Source organism: Novosphingobium sp. FW305-C-111, from assembly GCF_058783565.1.
Window position 1 is genome coordinate 40,609 of record NZ_JBYSYP010000017.1, and the last position, 11,703, is coordinate 52,311.

Sequence of the window (11,703 nt, forward strand, 5' to 3'; positions counted from 1 at the left end):
CACTCCCTACGGGAGAGCATTGGAAATAGCGAGATGAACGCAACCACAACTGCGTCCGCCACACGGCGTCCGACCGACGGGCAGCTCGCGCTGGCCCGGAAGGTCGCCGCAGGAGAGGCGAAGAGCACTGCGGGGATCGTCCATGTCCCCGCATCGGCCTATACCGACCCGGCGTGGTGGGAGCGCGAGAAGGCGCAGCTGTTCGGCAGGATGCCGCAGGTGCTGTGCCCTTCGGCGCTGCTGCCGCGGCCGAACATGGCGGTGCCGCACGACCTGACCGGCAAGCCGCTGCTGGTCTCGCGGGATGGCGAGGGCCGGGTCCGCGTGTTCCTCAACGTCTGCCGCCACCGCGGCACCCGGCTGATCGAGGGCGGCGAGGTCCAGTGCGGGAAACGGCTGGTCTGCCCTTACCACGCCTGGTCCTATGCCACCGACGGACGGCTGCTTGCCCTGCCCCGGCCCGAAACCTTTCCCGGGTTCGACAAGACCACTCACGGCCTCGTCGAACTGCCGAGCCACGAGAGCGGCGGGCTGATCTGGTATTCGCCCGACGAGGCCGATTTCGCCGATGCCGCGACGATCGGCGAGGACTTCGCCGCGGTCGGCCTCGCCGGCCTGCACCTCTATGCGCGCAAGACGCACACCGTGGCCGGCAACTGGAAGCTGATCATGGACGCGTTCCTCGAAAGCTACCACGTCCTGCGGCTCCACGCGCAGACGATCGCGCCGTTCTTCAAGGACGGGGTTACCGCCGGCGACACCGTCGGCCCGCACAGCCGCAGCCTTGTCGGCCGGGCGCAGGAGATGGAGGGCATCGACCTCACCGACTGGGACCAGCTCCGCCGCGTCGGGACCTTCGCTTACCAGCTGTTCCCGGCGACGGTTGTGGTGGTCAGCCCGGACTATGTGAACCTCATGGCGATCTGGCCGCAGGCGCACGACCGCACGCTGGTCGAGGACTTCATGCTGATCCCCGAGGCCCCGGCAAGCGAGAAGGCCGAGGACCACTGGCGGCGCAGCTGGGAACTGCTCGACGGCGGGGTCTTCGCCGGCGAGGACTTCCGCGCGGCGGAACTCGGCCAGCAGGGGCTTTCGACCGGCGCGGTGCCGGAGCTGGTCATCGGCACGCTCGAGGGCGGGATCCGGCGGTTCCACGAGATCTGCCTGGAAGAGATGGCAAAGCGCGAGGGCTGAATCCCCGCGCAGGCGGGGACGCGGCTTTGGAAGGCGTGACCTTTTCCCCCGGTCCCGCTAAGGGCCGACCCATGACCGACCCCACCTCCGCACCGACTGGCGACCGTACCGGCGAACGCATCGCCAAGCTGCTCGCCCGCGCCGGCGTTGCCAGCCGGCGGGAGATCGAGCGGATGATCGCCGAGGGGCGGGTGCTGCTGAACGACCAGCCGGTCACGACCCCGGCGACGCTGCTGACCACGCTCGCCGGGGTGACGGTGGACGGCAAGCCGGTCGCGGCGCCCGTGGCTGCGCGGATCTTCCGCTTCCACAAGCCTTCGGGCCTGATCACCGCCGAGCGCGATCCTGCCGGGCGGCCGACGATCTACACCGCGCTGCGCAACGCCCTGCCCCCCGGAACCCCGCGAATGATGCCGGTCGGGCGGCTCGATCTCAACACCGAGGGGCTGCTGCTCCTCACTAACGACGGCGAACTGAAGCGCGCGCTCGAGCTTCCCAAAAGCGGGATCCCGCGCACCTACCGCGCCCGCACCTTCGGCGAGATCAGCCAGGCGCGGCTCGAGGACCTGATGGAGGGGATCGAGATCGACGGGGTCCGCTATGGCCCGATCAACGCCAACCTCGAACGCAGCGCCGGGCACAACAAGTGGATCGAGCTGACCCTGGCCGAAGGCAAGAACCGCGAGGTCCGCCGCGTGCTCGAACACCTCGGCCTGCAGGTCTCGCGGCTGCTGCGGCTCGCCTACGGCCCGTTCCTGCTCGCCGACCTGCCGCGCGGCGCGGCGATGGAGGTCGATCCGGTCTCGGTCGAGAAATTCCGCGCGACGCTCGATATCGCGCCGGAGAAGTTCGAGCGGGTGAAGCCGGCGCGCACCGCCAGCGTCGTCCCGGGCCCGACCCGGGACCGCGGGCAGCAAAGTGCCAAGCCCGCAGCGGCCCCGACCCCGGCTCGGGACGAGGCCAAGCCCAAGACCGCGCGCAAGCCCGCCCCGCGCCGCCGTTCGGACGACGGCCAGCTGGTCGACCGGCCCAAGGCGGTGCGTCCGCCCGCCCGGAAGCCCGGCAAGGGCTGGGCCAAGGCCAAGCCGAAACCCGGCACCAAGCCGCGCAAGCCGAAGGGGCCGCGCGCGTGAGAATCGTCGCGGGCGAATGGCGCGGGCGCAAGCTCGTCGCGCCGGAGGGTGACTTGACCCGCCCCACCGCCGACCGCACCCGCGAGACGCTGTTCTCGATGCTTGTCAGCCGCATCGGCAGCTTCGAGGGGCTTAGCGTGGCCGACCTGTTCGCCGGCTCCGGCGCGCTCGGGCTCGAGGCTCTGTCGCGGGGTGCCGCCAGTGCGATGTTCGTCGAGCAGGCCGCGCCCGCGATCCGCGCCATTCGCGCCAACATCGCCGCGCTGCGCGCCCAGCCCCGCTGCGACGTGCGCGCCGCATCGGTCCTGACGCTGGCCGCGGTCAAGCAGCCGGTCGACCTCGTGTTCCTCGACCCGCCTTACCACACCGGCGCGGGTGCGGTGGCGATCGACCGGCTGGTGCGGCTCGGCTGGATCGGACCGGCAACCTGGGTGGCGCTCGAAACCGCCGCCGACGAACCGCCGCAGGTCCGCACCTGCGAGGTCGAGGCGGAGCGCAAGGTCGGCAAGGCACTGATTTCCTTGCTGCGACTCAAGCAGGCCGCTTGACCAACCCGCCCATCGGGCGCAGCGTCTGTTCCGGGTCGCGACTTCGAGGGGGAGTTCGCATGCCTGTGTCCCGCACCATCATCCTTGCCACCTGCGCCGCGCTGGCACTGGGCGGCTGCAAGGTTTCCACCAGCACGACCACCGATGCCGTCGACACCGCCAAGGTCGCGGAGGGGATCAAGGCCGATGTGACCAAGGCCGTCGCCGGTTTCAACGCCAAGGACGTTGCCGCCGCGACCGCCATCGACGCGGACAACTATGTCTCGATGTTCCACGGCATGCCCAACGCCGAAGGCAAGGCGGCGGACGTCAAGATCACCCAGGAGCAGATGGCGGGCTCCGAAACCAAGCTCGAAGTCAGCGATCCGGCTGTTGATGTCGCCGCATCCGGCGATCTCGCCGTGGTGCGCATGACCTATTCCTTCACCTACCTCGATCCGGCGACCAAGAAGCCGGCGACCGAGCAAGGCAACTGGCTGCTCGGCTTCAAGAAGCAGAAGGACGGATCAATGAAGGCCGAATGGGGCGTCGTCTCAGACACGGGCAAGGCTGCCGCGCCGGCCACCTGATCAGCGCGGCATGATCAGCGGTTGAGGGGCCTTGCCAGCAGCACGCCGGCAAGGCTCAGCACGCCCGCAGCCGTCAGCAGCAATCCGACCTGCGCCACACCTCCGTTCGTCGCGACGAGCTGGGCGAGGTTGGGCGCGAAGCCGCCGCCGATCACCCCGCCGGCATTGAAGGCGATCGACACGCCGGTATAGCGCACCGGCACCGGAAACAGCGTCGGCAGCCACGCGCCGAGCGGGCCATAGACCAGCCCCATCACGAACAGCGCACCGGCCAGCGTCGCGAAGATCGTCGCGGTCGCACCGCTCGCCAGGCCGGGTCCGAAGACAAGCCCGACCAGCACGGTCAGCGCCGCGCCCCAGCCGAGCACGGCGCGCGGGCTCGCCCGGTCAGCCCAGACCGCGGCGACGACGATGCCTAGGGCGAGGAAAAAGTTCGCGGCCAGCTGCACAGCCAGAAAGCCCTCGCGTGCGTAGCCGAGCCTGGTCGTCCCCCACGACAGTGCGAACGCGGTCGAGAGGTAGAAGATCGCAAAGCAGGCGACCACGCCCGCGCTGCCCGCCAGCACCGCGCCCAGGTGGTGGCGCAGCAACGCGCCGAGCGGGACGGCGGGCGGTGGGGCGCGTTCGAGCGCCTCGCGGAACGCCGGGGTCTCGCCGATCCGCAGCCGCACCCACAGCCCGAGGATAACCAGAACCGCACTGGCGAGGAACGGGATGCGCCAGCCCCACGCCGCGAACGCCGCGTCGTCGAGCCACAGCCCGAGCAGCAGGAACAGCCCGTTGGCGGCGAGGAAGCCGACCGGCGCGCCGAGCTGCGGGGCGGCGCCGAACCGTGCCTCCCAGCCATTTGGCGCGTTCTCCACCGCGAGCAGCGCCGCCCCGCCCCATTCGCCGCCGAGGCCGAAGCCCTGACCGAAGCGCAGGATGCACAGCAGCAGCGGGGCGAGCCAGCCGACCATGGCGTAGGTCGGCAGCAAGGCGATGCCGACGGTCGAGCCGCCCATCAGCAGGAGCGAGGCGACCAGTGTCGACTTGCGGCCGATGCGATCGCCGAAGTGCCCGAATGCGATCGCGCCGACGGGGCGGGCGATGAAGGCGAGTCCGAAGCTCATGAACGAAAGGAGGGTCTGGACCTGCGGGTCCTCGGCCGGGAAGAACAGCGGCCCGAACACCAGCGCCGCGGCGGTGGCGTAGATGTAGAAATCGTAGAACTCGACCGCGGTGCCCGACAGGGCGGCGGTGAGGACGCGGGAATTGGCGCGCAGCGGGTTCATCGCCGCATCCCCGCAAATCCAGCGATGTTGACGAAGTTGACACTGTCCTGAGGACGAATGCCACAGGCCGGAGAGGTTGCCCGCTCCTGCGCTGCAATCTGTTGGTTGCCCCTGTCCATGGGGCGTCCTGCTAGCAGGGCCGTCCGCGGTAGGACAGCCCCGCCAGCCGGGTTTGCAGGCTCAGAGCTTGCGGACGTCCGCGACGGTCAGCGTGGTGGTCGCCTTGCCGTCCGCTTCCGAAACGGTCGCGGCCGGGACGGTCTTCACTTCGCCGCCATAGATGACCCACAGCGATCCCGACTCGAGCACGCGGGTGATCTGGCCGACCTTGCGGCCGTTCGCGTCATAGAGGTACGCGCCCTTCTTGACCGCGGCGAAAGCGGGGGCGGCGACGGCGGCGGCGAGCGCCAGGCCGAGAATGATCTTCTTCATGATGACAGACTCCGAGAAAGTCCGGGGAGGACCATGCCAGCCCTGACCCCCAGGCTGACGGAGCGTCAATTGCAAATGCTGCAGGTGCGAATGCATTTTTTGCAGCCGCGAAGGCGAATTGGTGTCAGTCGTAATCGATCCGCACCTTGCCGGCCGCGGTTTCCGCCACGCTGCGCGCCGCATCGGCGGTCGCGGCGAGGGCCAGCGCAACCCCCATCCGCCGGTACGGCCGGGTGCTCGGCTTCGCGAAAATCCTGAGATCGACCGACCCGCCAGGGGTGGCCAGCGCCTCGGCCAGACCGGAGAAGCGGAACGAGTCGCTGTTGCGGTCGGCGAGGATCACCGCCGACGCCGCAGCACCGAGCAGCCGCACTTCCGGCACCGGCAGGCCCATCACCGCCCGGGCGTGGAGGTCGAATTCCGAGAGGTCCTGCGAGATCAGCGTGACCATCCCGGTGTCGTGCGGTCGCGGGCTGAGCTCGGAGAAGATCACCTCTTCGCCCTTCACGAAGAATTCGACCCCGAAGATGCCGTACCCGCCGAGGTTGTCGACGACCTTGCGCGCCATCTCCTCGGCATCTGCCAGCGCCCTGGCCGACATCGGGGTCGGCTGCCACGATTCCTGGTAATCGCCGCGCTCCTGGCGGTGGCCGATGGGCGGGCAGAAGGTGACGCCGTCCATGTGCCGCACCGTAAGCAGCGTGATCTCATAGTCGAAGGCGACGAACTCCTCGACGATCACCCGTTTGCGGTCGCCGCGCATGTTGGCCACGGCATAGTCCCACGCAGCCTCGAGATCGGCGGCGTCGCGCACCGTCGACTGGCCCTTGCCCGACGAGGACATGACCGGCTTGATCACGCAGGGCAGTCCGGTGTGTTCGGCCCCCGCGCGAACCTCGTCGAGGCTTTCCGCATAGCGGTAGCGCGAGGTGCGCAGGCCCAGCTCGACCGCGGCGACCTCGCGGATGCGGTCGCGGTTCATGGTCATGACCGTGGCACGGGCCGACGGGACGACGTTAACGCCCTCGGCCTCGAGTTCGGCCAGCACTTCGGTGCGGATCGCCTCGACTTCGGGGACGACGTAGTCGGGCCGGTGCCTGAGGATCGCCGCGCGCAGGGCATCGCCATCCAGCATCGAGAACACCTCGCGGCCATCGGCCAGCTGCATCGCCGGAGCGTTGTCGTACGCGTCGCAGGCGATGACCTGCGCGCCGAGGCGCTTTGCCGAAATCACGAATTCGCGCCCCAGCTCGCCCGAGCCGAGGAGGAGGATCTTGGCGGTGTAGGACATGGGCGCGGCTCCGGAATGGCGAGCCGCCGTGGTGTTGTGAGGCGTGCGCGGCGTCAAGACCGGAGCGCGCCGCGCTGTGGATTGGCCCTCAGGCCCAGTCGTTCTTGGTCCGGAACGCCGGCAGCACCAGCGAGCCACCCTCGCCCTTGGTGATCAGCGGCGAGGCGATCTTGGATTCGCCGAACAGCCCGCCGGCCGCGGCGATCGCATAAGGCGAGACGCGGTGACGGGTGCACAGGCCGCCCTGCCCGTCGCTGACCAGCTTCTGCTCGAACTCCACGCCCTGCTGGTCGTTCTGCGAGCGGCGCACGGTCGCCACCGCAAGCTGGCCTTCGCCAAGGTCGACGACGAACTGGGTGCCCACCGGCACGTCGAGCAGCCCTTCGATCAGCGCGCCGGTTTCGGAGATGTTGCGCATCAGCACGGTGTAGCGGTGGTCTTCGTGGACCACGCCAATGCGGCGGAGTACCGCGAAGCGCGGGGCGCGCTGCTTGGCGGGGCCCGACGGCACGATGGTCCACTCCCCGCCATCGCCCAGCGCATCGGCGACGAGCTCGTTCGGGACGGCCTGGCTGAACAGGAAGCCCTGGATGAGCTTCACCCCGAGCTTCTTCATCAGCTCGAGCTGGTCGAAGGATTCGATGCCCTCGGCGGTGGTCTCCATCCCCAGCGCGTCGGCCAGCGCGACGATGGCGGCGATGATCGCCCGGTTGCGCGATTCCTCGGCTGTGGCGCCGCGGATGAAGCTCTGGTCGATCTTGATCTTGTCGAACGGCGCGGACTTCAGATAGCCGAGCGAGGAATAACCCGTCCCGAAATCGTCGAGCACCAGCCGCACGCCCAGCGCCTTCAAGGCAGCGAACTTGGCGTTGTTGTCGTCGCTTTCCGAAAGGAACACGCCCTCGGTGATTTCCAGCTCGACCCGCTCGGGCGATATGCCGGTGTGCGCGAGAATACTGGCGACGGTCGAGACGAAGCCTTCCTCTGCGAACTGGATCGGCGAAACGTTGATCGCGACCTTGGCGCCCCTGGGCCAGGCAGCGGCGTCTTCGCAGGCCCGGCGCAGGGTCCATTCGCCGATCTGGACGATCAGCTTGGTCTCTTCGGCGATGGGTATGAACACCGCGGGCGAGATGTTGCCGAGGGTGGGGTGGGTCCAGCGGATGAGCGCCTCGAACAGGGCCACGTCGTTGGTCGCGGCCGCGACGATCGGCTGGTAATGGACCGCGAGCTGGCCCTTGGCGACCGCATCGCGCAGGTCCTGTTCGAGCTGGCTGCGATCCTCCGCCGCCTTCGACAACTGCTCCGAGAAGAACGTGTAGCGCCCGCGCCCGTTGCCCTTGGCCGCATAAAGCGCGAGGTCGGCGTTGCGGACGAGGACTTCGGAGGTGTCGCCGTCGAACGGGCTGATCGCGATGCCGACCGAGGCGCCGATGTTGCAGCGCGATCCGCCGATCGAATAGGGCTGCGAGAGGGTCGAGATGAGGCTCTGCCCCAAGGTGCCGAGATAGCCGCGGTCCTCCTGTTCGGGGATCGCGATCTGGAACTCGTCCCCGCCGATCCGGCAGACCTTGCCCTTTTCCCCGATCAGCAGCTGCAGCCGCTCCGCGACCTGCTTGAGCAGCGCATCGCCGACCGGGTGGCCGAGCGAGTCGTTGACCTGCTTGAAGCGGTCGAGGTCGATCTGCAGCAACGCGCAGGGCCGCCCGACGGTGCGCGTGGCGTTGAGCGCGGTCTCGAGGAAGATCGCCATGTGGCGGCGGTTGAGCAGCCCGGTCAGCGGATCGTACATCGCCAGCTGGGTGTTGCTGGCAGCCGAGGCGCGCTCGGCGGTCACGTCGCTGGCGTGGCCGATGAACCCGGTGAAGCGGTTCCGCGCATCGTGCTGGGCACGGCCCGAGAGCGACCACCAGCGGTCGACCCCGTCGATCCGCAGCCGCACCGCGACGCCTTCGAACTTGTTGTGCCGGGCGAGGTGGAACGGCAGCGTCCGCTGGTCCTCGTCGTCGCCGGCCTGGAACAGCTCGGTCAGCGGGCGGCCAATCACCTCTCCGGCTTTCGACAGCGTTTCGACGATGTAGTCGGACACGTAAGTGATCCGCCCTTCCTCGTCGGACGACCAGAACCAGCCGAGCTGGAGCGCCTCGTAATTCTCGATCAGTTCGTGGGGCGCCGGGCGGCCGTGTGCGGCACGCGTGCTGCTGCCCGAGCCGAGCAGCCCTCCGATCCTGCCGCGTAACGAACCACCTTGCGCCATGGCGCGGAAATTCCTTCCTCTTTCCCGGAAGGATAAATTCTTGTGGTTTCTACTAAGTAAAAATGCGGAACAGAGCGGCGCAAGCCAGGGGCGGACTAGCCTGCGAGAATCAGCTTCGCCGCCTTTTCCGCGATCATCACCACCGGCGAGCAGGTGTTGCCGGAAGTAATCGTCGGCATGACCGAGGCATCGGCGATGCGCAGCCCGTCAATCCCGTGGACCCGCAGTTGCGGATCGACCACCGCCAGGGGATCGCGGCCCATCCGCGCGGTGCCGGCGGGGTGGAAGATCGTCGTGCCGATTTCCCCGGCGGCGCGGACCAGGTCCTCGTCGCTGGCGTACTCGGGGCCGGGGCGGAACTCCTCGGGCCGGTAGCGGGCGAGCGGCGGGCGGGCGGCGATCTCGCGGGTGGCGCGGATCGCCCGGACCGCCGTCTGGCGGTCGCCTTCGGTCGAGAGGTAGTTCGGACGGATCAGCGGCATCGCGGCAGGGTCGGCCGAGGCCAGGTGGACGCTCCCGCGACTCTCCGGCCGCAGGTGGCACACGCTGGCGGTGAAGGCGTCGAAGGCGTGCAGCGGCTCCCCGAACCTGTCGAGGCTCAAGGGCTGGACGTGGAACTGGAGGTCGGGCGTCTCGACCTCCGGGCGCGAGCGAAAGAACGCGCCGAGCTGGCTGGGGGCCATGCTCAGGGGACCGCTGCGGTAGAGCGCGTATTCGAGCCCCATCAGCCCTTTGCGCCACAGGCTCGCGGCGCGGGTGTTGAGCGTGCCGCCGCCGTGCACCCGGAACGCGCAGCGCAGCTGGAGATGATCCTGCAGGTTCGCGCCGACGCCCGGCAGGTGGTGGACGGCCGCGATCCCGTGCCCGGCCAGCAGCGCCGCGTCGCCGATGCCCGATCGCTCGAGCACGACCGGCGACGACACCGCGCCCGCGGCCAGAACGACCTCGCCCGCCCGCGCTTCGAACCGCTGCGCACCCACCCGCCACGCCGCGCCGGTGGCGCGCCGGCTCTCGACGAGCACCCGCTCGACCAGCGCGCCGGTCACCACCCGCAGGTTGGCCCGCTTCAGCGCCGGCCGCAGGAACGCCTGCGCCGCGTTCCACCGCAGCCCGCGCTTCTGGTTGACCTTGAAGTAGCCGATCCCGAAATTGTCCCCGCGATTGAAGTCGTCGCTGGCAGGAATGCCCCAGTCGACCGCGGCCTCGCGGAACGCGTCGAGCAGGGGCCAGTGGAGTCGCTGCTCTTCCACCCGCCATTCGCCGCCCGCGCCGTGGTGCTCGTCCTCGCCGGAACCTGCGTCCTCGCTCGCCCGGAACAACGGGAGCACGTCGTCCCAGCCCCAGCCTTCGTTGCCGAGCTGGCGCCAGTGGTCATAGTCCGCGGCCTGACCGCGCATGTAGATCATGCCGTTGATCGACGAGCAGCCGCCGAGCACCTTGCCGCGCGGATAGCCGAGCGTGCGGCCGTTCAGTTCGGGCTCGGGCTGGGTCGTCCAGCACCAGTCGGTCGCCGGGTTGCCGATGCAGAACAGGTAGCCGACCGGCACATGGATCCACGGGTTCCGGTCGCGCCCGCCCGCCTCGAGCAGGAGCACCCGCTTGCGGGGATCGGCCGACAGGCGATTGGCAAGGACGCAGCCCGCGGTGCCGCCACCGACGACGATATAATCGTACTGTCCCTCATCCTGCGCCACGAGGTCCGGTTAGGGACACCCTCGCGATCTGCGCAAGCGAAAAGGGCGCCGGTTTCCCGACGCCCTTCCCTGCGACCACCGAGGGGGAGGAGGCGGTCTCAGACACCGCCGCGATTGCGGCAGTTGTCCTGCACGGTGCGACTGCACACCGGATAGCTCTTGTTCATCGCGCTCGCCGGCGGCGGGGTCATCTTGCCCTGCGGCGGCCCGGCATCAACCATGCCGGGGCTGGCTGGGCTGGCCGCCATGCCGGTGCCCGGATACGGGGTCGCCGGCATCGTGCCCGACGGCGTTGCGCCGGCGAGCTGCGCCTCGATCGAGGTCCAGGCCTGGGCGCGCTGTACCGGCGTCATTGCATAGAGCTGCGTGCGCTGGTCGTCGGTGAGCGCCCACCAGCCGGTCTGCTGGTTAGGCGTGAGGCTCCAGTAGTATTCCTGCCACGGCGACGCCCATGCATTGTAGGCGGTCTGGCGGTCCATCGGCCACGTGCTGATCATCGCCTGCTGCTCCGGGCTGATCGTCCAGCTCGAGGTCGCCATCGGCATCGAGCCCATGTCCTGGGCCGAGAGCATGGCGGGCGCACTGGCCGCCGCAAGCGCCAGCGCGCTCGCGCACATAAACATACGCATAATCAATCTCCTGCGGGTATCTCTTCGTCGCTCACTACGTCCCGCGAGGCCAAGCGGTTCCGGAAGCGCGACCAAACGGTTCGTCGCAGGGACGGTCCGAAACGGTGAGCAGGTTGAAGCTCCATTAACGATCCCGTGGCACTACTGCGGGCGAAGGGGGACCGGGATGGACATCGTTCGCAACATTCTGATGGGAATAGGCTGTCTGGGCCTGCTTTATCTCGGTTCGTGCACGCTGGTTGGTGTGGGCAGCGTCGTCGCCATCAACGAAGCGACCAGCCCGGAAAATCTCGAACGTCTCGCCGACGAGGCCGAGGAGCGCGAGAATGCCCGCCACAACGAGGAAATGAACGAGGAAGCCGCCTACGGCGTCGACCGCGACAGGAGCTACGCCGAATGAACGTGATCAAGGTCATGGCCGCCGGAACCGGCCTGCTGCTGATTCTGATCGTCGGTTCGTGCGCGGCGATCGGCTACACCACCGTCGCGACGGTCGAGGGGCTGGCCAATTCCGACGCGGCGCACAAGACGGGCCGTAAGCTCGACGAATGGGAGCTCAAGGCGCATAACGAGATCGGCAACCGCGACGCGCCGTATCACGAATATTCGGACTACAATCGCGACTACTACGACAATTATTGAGCGCTTCCCCTTGAACGGGGGCCCCGCGTTCCCTACCCGT

At 68.8% G+C, this 11,703-nt stretch carries 12 protein-coding genes; 6 read left to right on the forward strand and 6 right to left on the reverse strand.

From position 1 onward, the window contains the following. The first annotated feature begins 33 nt into the window (after positions 1 to 33). From AC3WLD_RS16685 to AC3WLD_RS16700, 4 genes are all read left to right on the forward strand, one after another. Positions 34 to 1,194, forward strand: coding sequence for an aromatic ring-hydroxylating oxygenase subunit alpha (locus AC3WLD_RS16685; RefSeq protein ID WP_492558102.1), 1,161 nt, complete (start codon positions 34 to 36; stop codon positions 1,192 to 1,194). Positions 1,195 to 1,265: 71 nt separating this feature from the next. Then, a complete protein-coding gene (locus AC3WLD_RS16690; RefSeq protein WP_492558103.1) occupies positions 1,266 to 2,327 on the forward strand; it encodes a pseudouridine synthase in 1,062 nt (353 codons plus the stop codon). Continuing rightward, positions 2,324 to 2,875: a 16S rRNA (guanine(966)-N(2))-methyltransferase RsmD gene (rsmD, locus tag AC3WLD_RS16695; protein WP_492558104.1), complete on the forward strand. Its 552-nt coding sequence runs from the start codon at positions 2,324 to 2,326 to the stop codon at positions 2,873 to 2,875. Before AC3WLD_RS16690 ends, rsmD begins: the two co-directional genes overlap by 4 nt. Before the next feature lie 59 nt (positions 2,876 to 2,934). Continuing rightward, positions 2,935 to 3,444 (forward strand): YybH family protein, encoded by a 510-nt coding sequence (locus AC3WLD_RS16700; protein ID WP_492558105.1) that lies wholly within the window; start codon positions 2,935 to 2,937, stop codon positions 3,442 to 3,444. A gap of 14 nt (positions 3,445 to 3,458) precedes the next feature. Here the strand turns inward: AC3WLD_RS16700 and AC3WLD_RS16705 are convergent, their stop codons facing one another. From AC3WLD_RS16705 to AC3WLD_RS16730, 6 genes are all read right to left on the reverse strand, one after another. Further along, entirely contained in the window at positions 3,459 to 4,718 is a 1,260-nt protein-coding gene (locus AC3WLD_RS16705) for an MFS transporter (protein WP_492558106.1), read from the reverse strand. A gap of 180 nt (positions 4,719 to 4,898) precedes the next feature. Next, on the reverse strand, positions 4,899 to 5,150 hold the full coding sequence (locus AC3WLD_RS16710; RefSeq protein WP_492558107.1) for an SLAP domain-containing protein: 252 nt from the start codon (positions 5,148 to 5,150) through the stop codon (positions 4,899 to 4,901). A 124-nt stretch (positions 5,151 to 5,274) separates the two neighbouring features. Continuing rightward, a complete protein-coding gene (purT, locus tag AC3WLD_RS16715) occupies positions 5,275 to 6,441 on the reverse strand; it encodes a formate-dependent phosphoribosylglycinamide formyltransferase (protein ID WP_492558108.1) in 1,167 nt (388 codons plus the stop codon). 88 nt (positions 6,442 to 6,529) lie between these two features. Further along, positions 6,530 to 8,698, reverse strand: a complete 2,169-nt coding sequence (locus tag AC3WLD_RS16720; protein ID WP_492558109.1) for an EAL domain-containing protein — start codon at positions 8,696 to 8,698, stop codon at positions 6,530 to 6,532. 95 nt (positions 8,699 to 8,793) lie between these two features. Then, entirely contained in the window at positions 8,794 to 10,392 is a 1,599-nt protein-coding gene (locus AC3WLD_RS16725) for a GMC family oxidoreductase (RefSeq protein ID WP_492558110.1), read from the reverse strand. A gap of 98 nt (positions 10,393 to 10,490) precedes the next feature. Next, the gene (locus AC3WLD_RS16730) at positions 10,491 to 11,021 is read right to left on the reverse strand and encodes a hypothetical protein (protein WP_492558111.1); all 531 of its coding nucleotides are present in this window, start codon (positions 11,019 to 11,021) and stop codon (positions 10,491 to 10,493) included. 166 nt (positions 11,022 to 11,187) lie between these two features. On the opposite strand from AC3WLD_RS16730, the gene AC3WLD_RS16735 reads away from it, so the two are divergent. Both AC3WLD_RS16735 and AC3WLD_RS16740 read left to right on the forward strand, forming a co-directional pair. Next, positions 11,188 to 11,421 (forward strand): hypothetical protein, encoded by a 234-nt coding sequence (locus AC3WLD_RS16735; protein WP_492558112.1) that lies wholly within the window; start codon positions 11,188 to 11,190, stop codon positions 11,419 to 11,421. Beyond that, positions 11,418 to 11,663: a hypothetical protein gene (locus AC3WLD_RS16740; RefSeq protein ID WP_492558113.1), complete on the forward strand. Its 246-nt coding sequence runs from the start codon at positions 11,418 to 11,420 to the stop codon at positions 11,661 to 11,663. The genes AC3WLD_RS16735 and AC3WLD_RS16740 overlap by 4 nt, the downstream gene beginning before the upstream one ends. Positions 11,664 to 11,703: the final 40 nt, after the last annotated feature.